This window comes from Chryseobacterium edaphi (genome assembly GCF_025628985.1).
Lineage (GTDB): Bacteria > Bacteroidota > Bacteroidia > Flavobacteriales > Weeksellaceae > Chryseobacterium > Chryseobacterium edaphi.
On the sequence record NZ_JAOTEM010000003.1, the window covers coordinates 255,600 to 275,982 of the forward strand.

Below are 20,383 nucleotides of genomic sequence, written 5' to 3' on the forward strand. Positions count from 1 at the left end.
AATTTAAATTAAAATTACATGACAAACTTAGAGAGTTATGCTTCTAAAAGTGTGTGATAAAAGTCACCGACGAAATTGTTTTTATCAATCGGGATTATAAAATCAATAAAACTTTTTTATTAGACATGACTAACATTTTTGCTTTCAGGAATTTTTATACCTTCTTTACTCTGAGAAATTTCACCTTCATTTTCAACTTTTTTTAAAACACGGCTTACAACTTCTCTTGAAGTTCCCAAGTGACTGGCAATTTCTCTGTGTGTAAGCTTGATAGGGTTATTTCCAGTAATAGAAATTTGCTGTCTAATGTAGTTTAAGACTCTTTTATCTAAGCGATGGAAAACAGCATCATTCACCATATTCATGACATCAGAAAATCTTCTATCATATTCGCTATAAAAAAGTCTGTTGATCTGAGGAAATTTTATCAACCATTCATGTACCACAGAAATAGGTATTAGCATCACTTCAGAATCTTCTTCTGCAACAGCATAAATTCTACTTACGCAATCTGTAAAAATCGACGAAAACGTCATCATACAGCTATCATTTTCCCTGATGTAATAGTAAATAAGTTCTCTACCATCATTTAAGGTGAAAACTTTAATAGAGCCTTTCAGTAGAAAAGGTATATACTTATTTTTCTGTCCTTCCCTAACGATTTCAGTCTTAGCTTTAATTTGGCTTATAATGCTATGCTTATTTATTTCGTTTGAAAAATCTTTACCTAAGAAGCCAAATTTGTTGAGAATAAAATCAGTATCCATACCACATATTTAAATTAATTCAGAATGCAAAGATATTAACTTGAACAATTAATAATTCATAATTTACTAACGTGATACTTATTTTGATTCATTCTTAATAATAAATAATGATTCTTGTTGAAGCATTATTAATATTAACTACAAAAAAATGCCCCAACTTTCGCTGGGGCATTCTTATATATTTTGAGAAAATCTTACGCTTGTACGTTGTTTCCACCTAATACGAAAGGCTCAACTTCTTTGATTTCTCCGAACTGCTGCTCGTAGTTTGTGATGTTTTGCTGAAGAGCTGTAAGAACTCTCTTGGCGTGAAGTGGAGCAAGAATAACTCTTGAACGCACGTTCGCTTGCTGTACACCCGGCATTAACTGGATAAAATCTACTACGAATTCTGAAGGAGAATGGTTTACTAAAGCAAGGTTACAATATACCCCTGAAGCTACCATTTCGTTTAATTGAATGTTGATGTTGTTTGGATCTTGGTTTTGATTTTGGTTGTCCATTATTTTTGTTTAAGTTTTATGTTTAAAAAATTCAAGGCTCAAAAATAAATTAAATCTTTGAACCCTGAACATTAAATTTTAAATTAATTTAAATCTTCGAATTCTTTTTTAGAACCTACGATTACATTCTGATACTCTTTAAGACCTGTACCTGCAGGAATTCTGTGTCCTACAATTACATTTTCTTTAAGACCATTCAAACTATCTACTTTACCAGCAACTGCCGCTTCGTTAAGAACCTTAGTTGTTTCCTGGAATGATGCTGCAGACATGAATGATTTAGTTTGTAGAGCTGCTCTTGTAATCCCTTGCAATACAGGTGTTGCTGTTGCAGGAAGTGCTTCTCTTACTTCTACTAATTTCTGATCTTCACGCTTTAACTTAGAGTTTTCGTCTCTCAGTTCTCTTGCAGTAATCATCTGACCCGGTTTAAATTCTTTAGAATCACCAGCTTCAGTAACTACTTTAAGACCAAACACTCTGTTGTTTTCTTCTAAGAAATCAAATTTGTGCTCTAAAGCTGCCTCAAGGAACTGAGTATCACCTCCATCAACAATAGATACTTTCGTCATCATCTGTCTTACGATGATTTCGAAGTGCTTATCATCAATTTTCACCCCTTGTAGACGGTAAACTTCCTGAATTTCATTTACTAAATATTCCTGTACCGCAGTTGGTCCTTTGATCTTCAAGATATCGTCCGGAGTAACTGAACCGTCAGAAAGTGGCGAACCAGCTCTTACGAAGTCATTCTCCTGTACCAAAATCTGGTTTGATAATTTAACTAAATAAATTTTTCTCTCCCCAGTTTTAGCCTCAACGATCAATTCACGGTTACCTCTCTTGATTTTACCGTAAGAAACTACCCCATCGATTTCTGTAACAACCGCCGGGTTTGAAGGGTTTCTAGCTTCAAATAATTCTGTAACTCTTGGAAGACCTCCGGTAATATCCCCTGACTTAGCAGATTTTCTCGGGATCTTGATCAAGACTTTACCAGCCTTAATTTTTTCACCGTCGTTTACCATTAAGTGGGCTCCTACAGGTAAGTTGTAACCTTTTTGTTCAACACCTTTAGAATCTACTACCTTCAACGTAGGTACGGCTTTCTTATTTCTAGATTCAGAGATTACTTTCTCTTCAAATCCTGTCTGTTCGTCAATCTCCAACTGGAATGAAATACCCTGAATAATATCTTCGTATTCTACTTTACCAGCATTTTCTGCAATAATTACCGCATTATAAGGATCCCATTTTGCAATAAGATCACCTTTCTTCACTTTATCACCAGATTTAACCAGCAATTGAGATCCATAAGGTACGTTAGCAATCATCAACGGAGTTCTAGATTCGTTATCAGCAACCAATCTAAATTCTGTTGTACGAGATACCACTACTTCAGCAGTGTTTCCGTTTTCGTCTTCAGAAGTAATTGTTCTTACCTCATCCAATTCTACGATACCATCTCTTCTTGCAGCGATTGAAGGATTTTCTGATACGTTGGTAGATACACCCCCTTGGTGGAAAGTTCTCAATGTTAACTGAGTTCCCGGTTCCCCAATTGATTGTGCAGCAATTACACCTACCGCTTCACCCATGTGGATTTTCTTACCAGTTGCAAGGTTTCTACCGTAACATTTAGCACAAATTCCTTTTTTGGTTTCACAAGTAAGTGGTGAACGTACTTCTAAAGATTCAAGACCCATTTCTTCAACTCTCTTAGCTAAAGCTTCATCAATAATCTGATCAGCATTAGCAACCAATTCGTCGGTTTCAGGATCGTAAATATTATGCAGAGATACTCTACCTAAGATTCTTTCAGAAATTCTTTCAACGATTTCGTCATTTTTCTTAAGGGCAGTAACTTCAGTTCCTCTTAGAGTTCCACAGTCGTTTTCTGTAACGATAACATCCTGTGCAACGTCTACCAATCTTCTCGTTAAGTAACCAGCATCCGCCGTCTTAAGAGCGGTATCCGCAAGACCTTTACGAGCACCGTGAGTAGAGATAAAGTATTCTAAGATCGAAAGACCTTCCTTAAAGTTTGCAAGAATCGGGTTTTCGATAATTTCCGCACCGGTAGAACCAGCTTTCTGCGGTTTTGCCATCAAACCTCTCATTCCTGATAACTGACGGATCTGTTCCTTAGAACCCCTCGCACCAGAATCAAGCATCATGTACACAGAATTGAATCCACCTTGGTCAACTTTCATTCTGCTCATGATCATTTCAGTTAATCCAGCGTTGGTGTTTGTCCAAACGTCAATTACCTGATTATATCTTTCTGTATCTGTAATAAGACCCATGTTATAGTTGGCTCTAATTTCGTCAACAGTTTCAATAGATGTAGCAATCATTTTCTTTTTCTCAACAGGTACAACGATGTCACCTAGTGAGAACGAAAGACCTCCTTTAAATGCGTTTGCATATCCTAAATCTTTCATTGCATCCAAGAACTTCACAGTTGTCGGGAAATCTGTATCAGCAAGTACTTTACCAATAACATTTCTCAATGATTTCTTTGTAAGAAGTTCATTAATATATCCTGACTGTTTAGGAACGATCTGGTTGAATAAGATTCTACCAACAGAAGTTTCAATCAATTTAGTTGTGATTTCACCTTCTTCTTTAACCGGTAGTCTACATCTTACTTTTGCGTTCAATGAAACTCTACCTTCAGCATAAGCGATTTCTGCTTCCTCTGGAGAATAGAATGCAAGACCTTCTCCCAATACTTTTCTCTCATCTGTAGAGCTTAATTCTTTGGTCATGAAATATAGACCAAGAACCATGTCCTGAGATGGTACCGTAATTGGAGAACCGTTTGCCGGGTTCAAGATATTCTGAGAACCTAACATCAATAACTGAGCTTCCAAAATTGCCTCTGGGCCTAACGGTAAGTGTACCGCCATCTGGTCACCATCAAAATCGGCGTTGAATGCTGTCGTTACTAATGGGTGTAATTGGATTGCCTTACCTTCGATCATCTTAGGTTGGAAAGCCTGAATACCCAGTCTGTGCAAAGTAGGTGCTCTGTTCAGTAAAACAGGGTGACCTTTCATTACACCTTCTAAAATATCATATACTACAGGTTCTTTTCTGTCGATAATTCTCTTCGCAGATTTTACTGTTTTTACAATTCCTCTTTCGATCAGTTTTCTGATGATAAACGGTTTGTAAAGCTCAGCTGCCATATCTTTAGGAATACCACATTCGTGAAGCTGTAAGTTTGGACCTACAACAATTACCGAACGCGCAGAGTAATCTACCCTTTTCCCTAGTAAGTTCTGACGGAAACGACCTTGCTTACCTTTCAATGAATCTGAAAGTGATTTCAATGGTCTGTTTGATTCAGATTTTACTGCAGAAGATTTTCTTGTATTATCGAATAATGAATCTACTGATTCCTGAAGCATACGCTTCTCGTTTCTCAAGATTACTTCTGGAGCTTTGATCTCCAATAGTCTCTTCAAACGGTTGTTTCTGATAATCACTCTTCTGTAAAGGTCATTTAAGTCAGAAGTTGCGAAACGTCCTCCATCCAATGGAACCAATGGTCTTAGTTCTGGTGGTATTACAGGAAGTACACGCATAATCATCCACTCCGGTCTGTTGATCATTCTGGTGTTAGCACCTCTCAATGCTTCTACAACGTTCAATCTTTTTAGAGCTTCAGTTCTTCTTTGTTTAGAACCTTCGTTGTGAGCTTTGTGTCTCAAATCGAAAGATAATGCATCAAGATCAATTCTCTTCAACAATTCTTCAACAGCTTCAGCACCCATTTTGGCGATGAATTTGTTTGGATCTGCATCATCAAGATATTGATTTTCTACAGGAAGAGTTTCCATGATGTCAAGGTATTCTTCTTCTGTAAGGAATTCTTTATCATCAAAATCAGAACCATCCAATTTCTTAGCGATACCCTGCTGAATAACAACATATCTCTCGTAATAGATGATCATATCTAATTTCTTAGAAGGAATACCCAAAAGGTAACCGATTTTGTTCGGTAAAGAACGGAAATACCAAATGTGCGCGATAGGAACAACCAAACCGATGTGTCCGATTCTTTCTCTACGTACTTTTTTCTCCGTAACCTCTACACCACAACGGTCACAAACGATCCCTTTGTAACGGATTCTCTTGTATTTACCACAAGCACATTCGTAATCTTTGATAGGACCGAAGATTTTTTCACAGAACAAACCGTCTCTTTCAGGTTTGTGCGTTCTGTAGTTGATAGTTTCCGGCTTAAGCACCTCTCCTCTTGAATCCTGTAAAATGGACTCAGGTGAAGCTAAACCGATGGTTATTTTATTAAATCTACTTGATTTATTTTTATTTGACATTTGTTAGATTTTAAATTTTAGATTTTAGATTTTAGATTAATTTTTGAATGATGCCATTCAACATTTATAATTTAAAATTTAAAATTATTCCTCTAGTCTTACGTCTAATCCAAGACCTTGTAACTCGTGAAGTAATACGTTGAAAGATTCCGGAATACCTGGTTCAGGCATTGCTTCTCCTTTCGCAATCGCTTCATAAGTTTTTGCTCTACCAATCACGTCATCCGACTTCACAGTCAAGATTTCTCTCAGGATATTTGATGCTCCAAATGCTTCAAGAGCCCAAACCTCCATCTCTCCGAATCTCTGTCCACCAAACTGAGCTTTACCACCTAACGGCTGCTGAGTAATCAATGAATAAGGTCCGATAGAACGTGCGTGCATCTTGTCATCTACCATGTGCCCAAGTTTCAACATATAGATAATACCTACTGTTGCAGCCTGCGTAAATCTTTCTCCGGTACCACCGTCATAAAGGTGAGTGTGACCGAATTTAGGAACTCCTGCTTTCTCAGTGTACTCTGTAATCTGATCAAGAGTTGCCCCATCAAAGATTGGCGTAGCGAACGTCATACCCAATTTCTGACCAGCCCATCCAAGAACTGTTTCATAAATCTGTCCGATGTTCATACGGGAAGGTACCCCTAGTGGATTCAATACGATATCTACCGGTGTTCCGTCTTCCAAGAATGGCATATCTTCTTCACGAACGATTCTCGAAACGATACCCTTGTTACCGTGACGACCCGCCATTTTATCTCCAACGTTAAGTTTACGTTTTTTAGCGATATAAACTTTAGCCAATTTCATGATACCAGCAGGAAGCTCATCTCCGATAGAAATTGCGAATTTCTCACGGTTTTTAACTCCTTGAATATCGTTGAATTTGATTTTGTAGTTGTGAATCAACTGTTTGATCAATTCATTCTTATCGTTATCAACAGTCCAGTCTGCACCGCTTACGTTTACGTAATCTTCTACTGAAGTCAATAATTTGTGAGTGAATTTCATTCCTTTACCGATAATTTCCTCATCTAAGTCATTGGTAACTCCCTGAGAAGTTTTACCGCTAACTAAAGTGTTCAATTTTTCGATTAAAGTATTTCTTAACTCGTCAAACTTAGCCTTGTAAGTGTTTTCAATCTCTTCAAGTTTAAGTTTTTCCTCAGTTCTTTTCTTCTTGTCTTTAATGTTTCTAGAGAACAATTTCTTATTGATCACAACACCTCTTAATGAAGAATCTGCTTTCAATGAAGCATCTTTCACATCACCGGCTTTGTCACCAAAGATTGCTCTAAGAAGTTTTTCTTCAGGAGTCGGGTCAGATTCACCTTTTGGAGTGATCTTACCAATCATAATGTCACCAGGCTTCACTTCAGCACCAATTCTGATCATTCCGTTTTCATCAAGATCTTTTGTAGCTTCTTCAGACACGTTAGGAATATCTGCTGTAAGTTCTTCCATACCCAATTTGGTATCACGAACTTCAAGAGAATACTCATCTACGTGGATTGAAGTAAACCAGTCTTCACGTACAACTTTTTCGTTGATTACAATTGCATCCTCAAAGTTGTATCCTTTCCAAGGCATGAAGGCTACTACCAAGTTTCTACCAAGAGCCAATTCTCCGTTTTCGGTTGCATAACCGTCGCAAAGAACCTGTCCTTTTTCTACCGTCTCACCTACTCTTACGTTTGGTCTTAGTGTAATAGTAGTACTCTGGTTAGTTTTTCTGAACTTAGTCAGTTTATATGTTTTAGTAGCAGATTCGAATGATACTAGATCTTCGTCATCGCTTCTTTCATATTTAATCGTAATCTGATCAGCATCTACATACTCTACAGTACCTCTTCCTTCAGCATTGATCAAAATTCTAGAATCTTTTGCAACCTGCTGTTCCAGACCTGTACCTACGATTGGAGCTTGTGGCTTCAACAAAGGAACTGCCTGACGCATCATGTTTGATCCCATCAACGCACGGTTCGCATCATCATGCTCCAAGAATGGAATCAATGAAGCTGAAATACCAGAAATCTGGTTAGGTGCAACGTCGATCAAATTAACCTGAGAAGGCTCAACTACAGGATAATCACCATCTAATCTGGCAATAATTCTGTCTGTTAAGAATCCTCCGTTATCATCTAACTCAACGTTTGCCTGAGCAATTACTTTATCTTCTTCGTCTTCTGCATTCAGATAAATAGGATCAGCATGTAGATCTACAGTACTTCCTTCTACTTTTCTATATGGAGTTTCGATGAAACCTAAAGTATTGATTTTAGCATAGATACCTAAAGAAGAGATCAAACCAATGTTTGGTCCTTCAGGAGTTTCGATAGGACAAATTCTACCATAGTGAGTATGGTGAACGTCACGTACCTCGAAACCTGCTCTTTCTCTTGATAAACCACCAGGTCCCAGGGCAGAAAGTCTACGCTTGTGCGTGATTTCTGATAGAGGGTTGGTTTGGTCCATGAACTGAGAAAGCTGGTTGGTACCAAAGAATGAATTAATTACTGATGTTAAAGTCTTCGCATTAACAAGATCAAGCGGAGTAAAGATTTCGTTATCTCTAACATTCATTCTCTCCTTGATTGTTCTTGCAATTCTAGAAAGACCTACACCGAACTGTCCTGCCAATTGCTCACCAACAGTTTTAATTCTTCTGTTTGATAAGTGGTCAATATCATCAACCTCAGCTTTAGAGTTTACCAATTCGATCAAGTGTCTTACAATCGCAATGATATCTTCTTTTGTAAGAACCTCAGTAGTAGTTGGAATATTAAGACCCAACTTTTTGTTTAGTCTGTAACGTCCTACTTCACCAAGAGAATATCTTTGCTCAGAGAAGAATAATTTTTCAATGATTCCTCTTGCAGTTTCCTCATCGGGTGGATCTGCATTTCTTAACTGACGGTATATATATTCAACCGCTTCTTTTTCAGAGTTGGTAGGGTCTTTTTGTAAAGTATTCTGGATGATAGAGAATTCGTTTGAATTTTCTTTGTGAATCAGGATAGATTTCACACCGGCATCCAAAATAAGATCTAAATGTTCTTTTTCAAGAATCGTTTCTCTGTCCAGGATAATTTCGTTTCTTTCGATAGAAACAACCTCTCCAGTGTCTTCGTCTACGAAATCTTCGAACCAAGTGTTCAATACTCTCGCAGCCAAAGTTCTACCTTCTACTTTTTTAAGGGCAGCTTTAGAAACTTTCACCTCTTCGGCAAGGTCAAAGATCTGAAGAATATCTTTATCAGATTCGAAACCGATTGCTCTTAACAATGTAGTTAAAGGTAATTTTTTCTTACGGTCGATATACGCGTACATTACGCTGTTGATATCGGTAGTAAATTCCATCCAAGATCCTTTAAAAGGAATAATTCTTGAATAGTACAATTTTGTTCCGTTTGCGTGGTAAGTCTGTCCGAAGAATACACCCGGAGATCTGTGTAACTGAGTTACGATTACACGCTCTGCTCCATTAATGATAAATGAACCAGACGGAGTCATATAAGGAACCGGACCTAAATAAACATCCTGTACAACGGTCTGAAAATCTTCATGTTCAGGATCTGTACAGTACAATTTAAGTCTTGCTTTTAGAGGAACTGAATAAGTTAAACCTCTTTCCACACATTCGTCGATCGAATAACGTGGAGAATCTACCAAATAATCTAAGAATTCCAAAACGAATTGGTTTCTAGAATCGGTAATTGGAAAGTTTTCCTGGAAGGTTTTGTGCAAACCTTCTTTCCTTCTGTCTTCCGGAAGTGTATCCAGCTGGAAAAAATCTTTAAATGACTCTAATTGGATGTCTAAGAAATCCGGAGTAATGATTTTTCCTTTCGCTGTAGAGAAATTAATTCTCTCATTTCCTTTAGTAACTGCTGTTGTTTTACTCATAAAACTTTTAAGAAAGGGTTAAAAAATATTTTGATTTATACAAAAAATATCAGAAAAAGACTTGAGGATAAAGAGGCAAGATAAAAGACATTTGATGTTTGGCGCTATCAGAAGTGGTCTTTATTCTTAATTCTATATTTTAAGTTCTAATTCTAACTGCAACGCTGGTATATCTTTTCACAGCGTAATGCAAAATATTTTTAAATTTTTACTTTGACAAAAATAGATTGATATCACATAAAACAAAACCCCTTTCACAATTATGAAAGAGTTGATTTACAATGTTTTACCGTAATATGTATAGTTTTAGCGCCAAAAGTGACTGCAAATATACAACAAATATTTGGTTCATACAAAAATAACCACTTCGTTTTGAAGTGGTTAAGTTTATAAAATATAAGGTATTCTGTAACTATGGTTTCCAGAACGACCAGACTTTTCCGTTAAATATCGCAAGTTGCTTCGTTGCGGTATCATAAACCATAGTTCCAGGCTCAGGATTTAAAACATTTGTGTGGGGACTTGCCACTTTTGGAAGCACCATCGCCTGATTACTATTTTCCAAAACCAATATTCCGGGTACTGAAGGAGTTACAGGTGTTCCTATACTCACTTTAGCATCAGGATTATCTGTAAAAGAATCTTGCAGAGCAGTATTTACAACACCTGTAGTATCACCTACTATAGGATTATTTTCGTTTTTCGAAAGCTCAAACCAGCTTCCGGCAGTTGAACCGTTCTTATACTTAACGATCTTATCAACTGTATCATAGATAATCGTTCCCGGAACAGCAGCTGCTTTATCCATTGCTGCAGTTATCCAAGGCAACACAATACCTCTACCTAATAAAGCTCCGCCGTAATCACCAAATTCTAAAGAAATAGATGGATTGGTAACTGTATTTGCTGGCGGAATAGTAGAAACAGATGCTTTTCCTATTGCAACCTGTGCCATAGCTACATTAGCTATTAGGAGACAAAATATTTTTATAATGTTTTTCATTTTTAAAATTTTAAAATTTCACATTAATAATTAATCAGGACAGGTTTGAGTCAAATAACAATTCCAAACCGTTCCATTATAGATTTTCAAACAGTTAGCTACTGTATCATAAACCATCATTCCCTCCACATAGTTAGCAGCAGGAATTGCAGCCAAAGGAGGAGTTGTAGGTGTTGCAGCATTATTATCTGCATCCACAAAAGCCATACGGTTGACAACGAAACCTTTTGATTTAGATTCCAAAACCGTCCATGCACTACGTCTTACAACCGGCCAGTCAGAAGAACCAGAGTCAGCTCTATTCAGAGCAGTGATCCCATGTCTTACCGGATTAGGATTTCCTCCGCCCGGAGAAGCAGGATTTTTATAACAAAAACAATTATTAATAAGATTATTCACAGAATCTCCAATAGTTTGACCAGTCGTTGCAGAATATCCCGTAATTGCTGGTGTAGCAGTTGGAACACCAGGAATTCCGGTAGCACTTACTGGTGTATTCAGACTGTTATTAGTAATATAACTTGCTCCACTGACAAAATTTGCCCCACCTTCTATAACATCAAAACAACCGTCTCCGTCTGAATCTAAATCTAAATAATTCGGGATTCCGTCCCCGTCGGTATCACAATACACCTCATCTATACTTATATCATCCAAAGCAAAATCATTACCATTGAATGTGGTTGCAGCAGAAGTAATTCTGATATATACAGTACCTGCAGTTAAATTTGCAGGAAGCGAAATAATCTGATTTTGCCAGTTTCCGGTTTGTGCAATATTCCCTGTGTTTATAAAACCTAAGGAAGCATTTGTTGTGGCATTAAACAATTCAAATCTAAGATTTGGAAGTGTAAATCCGGCAGCGGAAGGGTCTTTTAAATTTAACACCCAAAAATTCGCCTGCAACCCTGCACCAATGTTTACAGCAATATTTGGAGATTGCCAAATAATGGAAGTCGTATTATTAGGGTTACACACCATCATCAATCCATTGGTATCAACCGTATGATCATTTACATGGATCCACTGATTATTGAAACTACCTCCGAAATCATCAACAAGATCTGAATTTGTTGCAAGTGAATAATTTCCTTCATCCGTAGGATTGGTTGTATCAAATGTTAACTGAGAAGTACCCAAAGCTCCTGAAAGCTGCGTTGTACCAATTCCGGCAGAAGCCAAACTGCCAAAATTTTGCAGGTAAACCGTCTTTTTAACAGAAGGCGAAGTACAGGATCCCATTTCTACAGAGTCTAAAATTCCATCATTATCATCATCCAAATCAACAAAATCAGGGATACCATCATTATCTGTATCAGTACATGCATTGATGGTGCTATCAGTGGAATATCCAATACCCTGCCCCTGATCTGACCCAATATCTGCTGCTCCGCCTGTGTTTACAAGATTAGGAACACCACTGGCATTTACAGTTCCCGTAATATTTCCCTGAGCATTTACTTGCGCAGCGGTTACGTTTTCATCCCCTTCAATGGCATCAAAACATCCGTCACCATCTGAATCTGTATCAAGATAATCTGGAGTTCCGTCGCCATCGGTGTCTTTACATGATACTAAGGAAATAGACCGCATAATAAGATCTCTTGTAGAAGTAGTAGAAATTCCGGCGTTAAATGTTAAAGCCAATTCTCCATTTACAGGAATAGAATACGGAAGCGTTATTACCAGATTAACCTTTGTAGAAGGTGCATTTTGAGCAGCAACTGTTGGTAATGTGCTTAAATTTACAAGGGCACCGTTCGACGCTGTAATTGTTGGAGTAGGCGTAGTGGTAGAATTAATCGTTGCATATACCACACCACCATAGGAGACTGTAAATGTAAATGCATTATCTGATTCCGGACCTGTAGTTCTGTACCAGTATAACTGATTGATATTTATGGAAGAACCGCGCATTACACCAGTCAGGTTTTGTTTTATAATTGAAACAGTGCTGTTATCTCTTACAAAAGTTAAACCATCCGTACCAAGATTTACTCTTCCAACAGCAGAAGTCCACGCTCCTGAAGCGGCGTAAGTTCCATCAACCGTCCATCCCGGAACCGTGTTGGTATTCCCTCCTGTAGTCGGGAAAACACCGCCTGTAATTCTCTCTGTACTTCCACATTCATCCGTATCTAAAATACCGTCATTGTCATCATCCACATCTACTGTATCAGGAAGACCATCATTATCTGCATCATTACATGCATTGATCGTGCTGTCACCGGAATATCCAACACCTTGTCCCTCATCACTTCCAATATCCGCAGTGCCTCCTGAGTTTACAAGATTGGGAACACCATTAGCATTTACGGTGCTGTTCATACTTCCATTGGCATTAAGTTGTGCTGCTGTTACATTTTCGTCTCCTTCCAAAGCATCAAAGCATCCGTCTGCGTCTGAATCGAGATCCAGATGATTCAGAATTCCATCGCCATCCGTATCACAGGTAAATGCCAATACAGAAACATTATCTATCGTCCAGTCGTCCAATCCTGCATTATGTCTGAACGTCAAAGCAGCCGAATTCGGAATAGAAGTATTAGGAATATTCAATGTAAATGTAGTGGTAGTATATCCTGTGATATTTGCTGTAGTAAATGGAACAAAATTCGAAGTTGCACCATTACTAAGTGTTATTGTAACATTGTTCACAGAGGTGCTTCTTGTAGTGCTATTATTGATAGTCGCATATAAAGTACCATTTAGCAAAATCTGCAGATTTGCTGCAAATCCTGCTGCATTCCCCCCATCGCGGGCTCCCACCGTCATTGTTACCGGAATTGTATTATTGGTATTTCTTAAATTATTTAAAGTTTGGGAAACATCTATGTTTGATATATTGTCTGTATCAATATAAATATTATTGGCAGTGCCATCAAAAGTCCATCCGCCGTTCAATGTCCATCCTGTAGCATTTCCGGTAAAAGTTCCGTTTGTCACTATATTATTGGCTGGACATTCAGTACTATCAGGAATACCGTCATTATCATCATCCAGGTCACTAAGATTTGGAATTCCATCTCCATCTATGTCATTTGGGGCATTTACAGTGATTATAGCTGTTGCCGAAACACAATTAGTAGAAAACCCTGACTGACAAATTTTATAATCTATTGCATAAACTCCGGCAGCAACTGTACTTGCTACAGCGATTGTACCATTTGTATTAAATGTAAATCCTGCAGGAAGAGTATTAACTGCTGCCACTGTAGCATTTGTTGTGTTTGCCGTTGCTCCGTTTACTGTATCATTATTTAAAACTGAAGCAGTAACAGCTGCAGTACCCGCTGGAGTGGTGTAAGAATCGTTATTAGCAACAATGCATGGTACTGTAAAATTAGCAAATGTTACTGTTCCCGATCCATTATTATCATAATAATCAAATTCTATCCTTGAGACCTTTAATGCTGAAAAATTAAAATCAACAGATCCATTTCTAGTATTATCACTACTACTGCTTGCACCAAAAAATTCTTGTATTGAAGAATCATAAGTTACTACCGTACTTGCAAAAAATGAAAAATTGGTATTTTGTACAAGAGGAATCTGCACATCATTTTCATTAAATACCCTTATTCTTACATGATCACCTGCATCAATATCATTGATACGAAATTTAAGCCCACCTACAGCTCCCGTAAAAGTAATATTGCCTGAAATTCTATTGTCATAAATTGTAGCGGTTCCTGATGCGTGCGCAATATTAATCCCGTACTCACCGGCAAAATGATCATCATTGATCTGGTCGCTTGTTACCAAAGAAGCATTATTTGTAAAAACAAACCCCATTGTAGAATTGACTAATTTCACACTCCCTATTGAAAAAGTACTAGTAGCATCTTCATTGGCATATGTTGATAAAGCCGGAGTTGTACCGACAACACATTGCCCATACAACATCACATTCATCATCAAAAGGAAATAGCCAAAGCCTTCCCTTTTGTATTAAAAAAGTAATTATTAAAAATCATATTTTGTTTTTAAAGTTTAAAAAAAATTTTAGAAAATATTTTAAACTAAAATAGGAGGTGGTCTTACCGACAGAGCTTTGGAAAAACCAAAATCTATAGGTTTATGATTAAAAAAAATGATTTTTTGAGAATGTAAATACTCTAATGCTCGTACTAAATAATTACACCTTGTATAATTATCAGATTTTGCATTAATTTTATTTTCTGTGCGGTAATTTAGACCAACTTTATTACTGCTCTTTGCTGTATAGAAATGACTGGATGAAGGATTTTTTTTAAAATTAATTAATAAAAACTTTTCCTTAACATATTCATGCCGAGCAATTTCTTTTTTTATTTTTTTTAAAAGGTTATCCTTTTTTTTAGCTTCTTCTTTTTTGATCTGAACCGTCAGATTATTGACGTTTTTGTTTGAATTTTTTTTAGAAGTAATTACCAGATAGTTTCTGTCGGAAATATTTGCATTTGAAACCGCAACCTTATTAAAAATAATCTTTTTCTGACTAATCTGCTTATTGAAACTTTCATCTGCTGAATATATCTGTGCTCCGTTAACGGAAATTATAGGTAATGATTCTTTTTTGGTACCAAAACCTACCTGTGCGTGCAATAAATGCGTGTAAAAAATGAGGATAGCAAAACTATATACAAATGCAAATCTCCCGGATTTTCTAATAAAACCGGGGATAAAATTACGTGTAATCAGCAAATGAAAAATATTATTCACCTTCAAAAAACATTAATTACAAATCTAAAAATAATATTGAAATAAAATTGCTTTATTTCATTTTATTAAGAAAATTTATATCAAATCGTTCAAAATAATAAGTATATTGCCGAATACATTGTAGTTTGAAAGCATTTAATTGTTTAGAGATAATCAGAAAAAAACCACTTCATTTTGAAGTGGTTAAGTTTAATAAAATAAAATGATATCTTAAGGTTGTGGGTTCCAGAAAGACCAGACCTTACCGTTGAATATCGCAAGCTGTTTTTTAGTAGTATCATACACCATAGTTCCAGGCTCAGGATTCAGAACATTGAGATGCGGACTTGCCACTTTCGGAAGTACCATTGCCTGATTATTATTCTCCAAAACCAAAATCCCGGGTACTACAGGACTAGTAGCAGGAGTTCCGATACTCACTTTAGCATCAGGATTATCCGTAAAAGGATCCTGTAGCGATGTATCAACAACACCAGTTGTATCTCCAATCACAGGAACTGTTTCGTTCTTTGAAAGAGAAAACCAGCTTCCTGCTGTTGAACCATTTTTGTATTTAACAGTTTTATCCACCGTATCAAAAATTATCGTTCCAGGGACAGCTGCAGCCTTATCCATCACTGCAGTAATCCAAGGCAACACAACGCCTCTACCTAATGAGGCACCACCATCAACACCAAACTCTAAGGAAATAGAAGGATTGACTACTGTATTAGCAGGTGGTATTGTGGTAACCGATGATTTGCCTATTGCAATCTGTGCTATCGCCGAATTGACAATAAGGAGAGAAAATATTACTATAAATTTCTTCATTTTTTTAAAATTTTAATATTAAAAATCAGGACAAGACTGTACATTATAACAGTTCCAAAGTGTTCCGTTGTAAATCTTCAGACAATTTGCTACCGTATCGTAAATCATCATTCCCTCCACATAGTTAGCAGCAGGAATTGCAGCCAAAGGAGGAGTTGTAGGTGTTGCAGCATTATTATCAGCATCCACAAAAGCCATACGGTTGACAACAAAACCTTTTGATTTTGATTCTAAAACCGTCCATGCGCTACGTCTCACAACCGGCCAATCTGAAGTACCGGAATTTGCTCTGTTCAAAGCAGTGATTCCGTGTCTTACCGGATTTGGATTTCCTCCAGCCGGTGAAGCCGGATTTTTATAACAGAAACAATTATTAACAAGATTATTTTGCGAATCACCGATAGTAGTTTGACCAGCAGTTGCCGAATATCCAGTAATTGCAGGTGTCGCAGAAGGCACTCCAGGAATTCCCGTTGCACTTACAGGAGTGGTCAGTCTGTTATTTGCACTAATATAGCTCGCTCCGTTAACAAAAGAAGCCGATCCCTCAATGACATCAGGACAACCATCATCATCTGAATCTAAGTCTAAACTATTAGGAATTCCATCACCATCAGTATCTAAACAACTTTGATTGATAACAATTTGAACATCATCAAGAAAATTACCTTGACCCGCATCACCACCAGCTGATGAAACTGCCTGAAATGCAATCACTAATGATGTAGTACCTGCAGGAATAGTATATGTTCCAGAATAAGACCCCCATGCAGTATTACCATCTGACATATTTTGAACCGCCGTTGATGCCTGAGCAGTGGCAACAGTAGAGCCAAATTTCACAGCCGCAACATCAACACCGTTTCTTCCTCTATGTTTCGCAGACCAATTAATTGTTCCACCTGTTCCATTAAGACAGAATGTCTGATATAGTGTAGAAACTTGAGTAGCATTTAACTCAGCAAACTGAGCACCTTCAGCACTAGGAACAGCACCTGTTTGCCAAAATTCTATTAGCCCATCAGTAGCAGTAGTCTTCCATCCGACTCCAGGTGTATTTTGATTAATAAAAACTCCAATACCGCTTACAACTGGAAATTCAAATCCTCCATTAATAAATGGAGTCGCACAGACAAAACCGCATTCAAGTGTATCTAAAATACCATCATTATCATCATCCAGATCTTGCCAGTCGGGAACACCATCTGCATCAGAATCTATACAATCATTTTGAGAAGCATTCTGTGACCTTCCAATTGGCTGACCTACAGTTCCTGCCGTAGCACTACCTGTATCCGCCGTACCACCAGAATTTACAAGATTCGGAACCCCATTATTGGTTCCAGCTGTAGTTCCTAGACCACCATTAGCAGTAAAATTAATACTTCCATTTGGGCTTAGCTGTGAAGAGAGTACATTTTCAGCACCTTCGATCGCATCAAAACATCCGTCGTTATCTGAATCTAAATCGAATATATTTGGTATACCATCACCGTCAAAATCACATGGAGATAAAAGCGAGACGTTGTCAATTCTTACATCCTGAGCATTTCCACTGGTGGCCGAATTCGTTATCCATGTCAAAGCCAGTCTATGACTACCTGTTCCTGCTGCTACGAATGTTACAGGATAAGCTGTTACAGTATTCGTGATTGTTACAGTACCAACGCCAGAAGCCTGAGTCTTATAAGTTTGGAGTGTCTGAACTATATTATTTGATGAATCAATCAATACCCAGGAAAAACTAGTATTGGTAGTTCCTCCCAGTATATTTAATGTAGATGTAAAACTATATGTAGCACCTGCCGCAGTAACAAACGGAGTTGTATTTGCTAAAAGTATATTACCCGGATATAAAGTCCCCGGATTATCTACAAAAATATCTGCTGCAGTGCCGGTAAACGTCAATGGTCCGCTGGTATTTGGTGTGGTAGTAGAATAGCTGAAAGCCCAAGATGTTGCCGAAGACGAAAAATCCCCATTCACTATTTGATTAGGCTTTACACAAGAATCTTCTACTGTATCTAAAATACCATCATTATCATCATCCAGATCTAAGCTATTCACTATACCGTCACCATCAGCGTCTGCTGCAGAAGAAACCAAAACGGTGATATTTGCCTGTTGAGATGTTGCTGGCGCACTCACTCCATTAACAGCGAAATTATCATCAACAGTATAAGGAATTGTTGCAGTTCCCAAAAATGTGGAGACCGGAGTAAAAGTTACCACTCCACCAGTCACCGTCCAGGTACCTGTTCCTGCAGTTGTAAAAGTAGTTTGAATTCCTGGAGTTCCAGGATCTAAATCCACCGTTGAAGCTACAATACTTCCATTAACGTCAGTGTCATTACTAACGACATTGAAAGAAACTGGTGCATTTTGTAAAGTTTGTGCATTATCGGCTACAGCTACAGGAACCGTATTTATTGAAGCACTATTACCCGCTGTACTTGCTGTCACTGAAATTTGAATAGTTCTAATTCCTGAGAAAATAGGAGCGGTTGGCGTTCCGGCAGTAGCAATATTACCAGGTCTGAGCAATAAAGTATGAGACGTTGCCGTAGCAGTAAATCTGATTTTCGACGTCGTCCAAGTGTTTGTTGTTATTCCTGTTACTTGTAGAGTTTGGCCGGCAATTTCAGCAAAAAACTGAGTAATATAAGTTCCTGCATAAACATTTCCACCAGAACCATTATTTCTAGTTACTGCGGTCAAAGAAAAGACTACAATTTCGTATGTTCTTCCTATGGTTAAACCAGCCACTGTAGTCGTTACCGACTCCTGAGTACCTGCTCCGCCAAGATCTCTAAGAGAAAGCCAAGTAGTATGAGTATTCGGAGGTGTTGGAAGAGTGAAGTTTACGGTACCACCGGGAGTCTGCGTCCAGTTTGCACCTCCCCCTCCTCCAGCAGCAGTTGTGGCAGCAACAGTACTGTTAGATATATCAGGTGTACCTGTATTGTCTGCCCAGTTTGGCGGAGCACAGTTTCCACATGGAGTAGCTGTACCATTGGTCGCCGCAATTGTTTGGGCAAAATAAAAGTTGGAAAAGAGACAGATAAAAAGAAATAAAAAGCCTGAAGCCACATTATTTATCTTCTCAAAATATAAGTTTGTTTTCATAATATACATATTGGTTAAGTCAATGTTTATACAGAGACTAGGTAAAATTTAAAGACTAAAATTTATCCCAATATCGGTGGCGGTCTCACAGAAAAAACCTCAGAGAAACAAAAATCTAAAGATTTGTTATTGTAAAATGTAAATTTTTGAGTGTGTAAAAAAGCTAGAGCACGTTTTATCGAATAATTTTTATCCGAAGTACAGATTTTAGAAAAGCCATTTGTACTATGACTGGGTGCAATATAATTCTTTGAAGTAGAATGGGATGAGAAAAACTGAGAAGGAGAAGGAGAATCCTTATAATCTTGCTTCTCGAAAAACTTACTTTTTGCTTCGTAAGAGTCTATTTTTTCTTTAACTTTTTTAAGTTCTTGCTTACGCTTTAGTTCTTCAACAGTTTTAAGCTGCTGTGCAAGATTTTGATTTACGTCATGATGTATTGCAGAAGCGACCAGAATCTCATTAGTGCCGGGATTTTTTACCGAAAGATGAGCATTCTTTATAATAATTTTTTTGTGAAAAACCTGCTGGTTGAAACTATCATCTGCCGAATAAAATTTGGCTCCTTTTCCTAAAAAAATAGTAACAGACTCACCCTCTTGAGCATCTGAAAAATTGAATAAAAATAAAATAACAAGAATTATGATACGAAAAAAAACAGAGCTTTTTAAAAAGTTCCAATTATTCATATTAATAAATTGAAAATATAGAATTTTTCTCAATTACAATTCTTTGGTAGCGCAAAAGTAAGAATAATATGATTCGAAACATATTATTATTCCTTAATAAACAGAAATATAATTTATGGCAGAATAAAATACATTAAAAAATTACGCATATTTCAAAAAAACACATTTATTTTAGCTTAAAAAAAATTTTTATATGCAATAATATTAACTTAAAAACAAATTAGCATAAAAAATATTATTTTCTCTTATATTAATAATAAAATGTTTAAAGATCTGTAAACTTAAACACAAACGATTATTGACAATCCAATCAGATTAACAACTCCTAGAAATATATTAGAAAAAATGTCTCAGACTTTTCGGAGTCTCTCATACCAATTAAAATAAGAAGCATCTCAATAAGATACTTTTTTGAGGTTTTTTAGTAAAACTAAATTTAACTATCTAAATTAGAGATTGTAAGAATAATCTGAATTACAAAAAATAGCAATAAACAAAACAACCACTTCGTTTGAAGTGGTTGTTT

General features: G+C 37.1%; 10 protein-coding genes. All 10 read right to left on the reverse strand.

Annotated features, from left to right (window positions below):
• Positions 1-119: 119 nt before the first annotated feature.
• A complete protein-coding gene (locus NZ698_RS13495) occupies positions 120-767 on the reverse strand; it encodes a Crp/Fnr family transcriptional regulator (protein ID WP_263003707.1) in 648 nt (215 codons plus the stop codon).
• Between the two features lie 194 nt (positions 768-961).
• Complete coding sequence (locus tag NZ698_RS13500; protein ID WP_073291426.1) at positions 962-1,270, reverse strand: DUF3467 domain-containing protein; 309 nt, start codon at positions 1,268-1,270, stop codon at positions 962-964.
• 83 nt (positions 1,271-1,353) lie between these two features.
• Entirely contained in the window at positions 1,354-5,619 is a 4,266-nt protein-coding gene (rpoC, locus tag NZ698_RS13505; RefSeq protein ID WP_263003708.1) for a DNA-directed RNA polymerase subunit beta', read from the reverse strand.
• Positions 5,620-5,703: 84 nt separating this feature from the next.
• A complete protein-coding gene (rpoB, locus tag NZ698_RS13510; protein WP_263003710.1) occupies positions 5,704-9,525 on the reverse strand; it encodes a DNA-directed RNA polymerase subunit beta in 3,822 nt (1,273 codons plus the stop codon).
• A gap of 412 nt (positions 9,526-9,937) precedes the next feature.
• Positions 9,938-10,528, reverse strand: coding sequence for a phage tail-like protein (locus NZ698_RS13515; protein ID WP_263003712.1), 591 nt, complete (start codon positions 10,526-10,528; stop codon positions 9,938-9,940).
• 30 nt (positions 10,529-10,558) lie between these two features.
• On the reverse strand, positions 10,559-14,446 hold the full coding sequence (locus tag NZ698_RS13520; protein WP_263003713.1) for a beta strand repeat-containing protein: 3,888 nt from the start codon (positions 14,444-14,446) through the stop codon (positions 10,559-10,561).
• A 99-nt stretch (positions 14,447-14,545) separates the two neighbouring features.
• Positions 14,546-15,115, reverse strand: a complete 570-nt coding sequence (locus NZ698_RS13525) for a hypothetical protein (protein ID WP_263003714.1) — start codon at positions 15,113-15,115, stop codon at positions 14,546-14,548.
• Between the two features lie 327 nt (positions 15,116-15,442).
• Positions 15,443-16,042, reverse strand: coding sequence for a phage tail-like protein (locus NZ698_RS13530; protein ID WP_263003716.1), 600 nt, complete (start codon positions 16,040-16,042; stop codon positions 15,443-15,445).
• 18 nt (positions 16,043-16,060) lie between these two features.
• On the reverse strand, positions 16,061-19,168 hold the full coding sequence (locus tag NZ698_RS13535) for a beta strand repeat-containing protein (RefSeq protein ID WP_263003718.1): 3,108 nt from the start codon (positions 19,166-19,168) through the stop codon (positions 16,061-16,063).
• Between the two features lie 62 nt (positions 19,169-19,230).
• Positions 19,231-19,857, reverse strand: a complete 627-nt coding sequence (locus NZ698_RS13540) for a hypothetical protein (protein WP_263003720.1) — start codon at positions 19,855-19,857, stop codon at positions 19,231-19,233.
• Positions 19,858-20,383 lie beyond the last annotated feature (526 nt).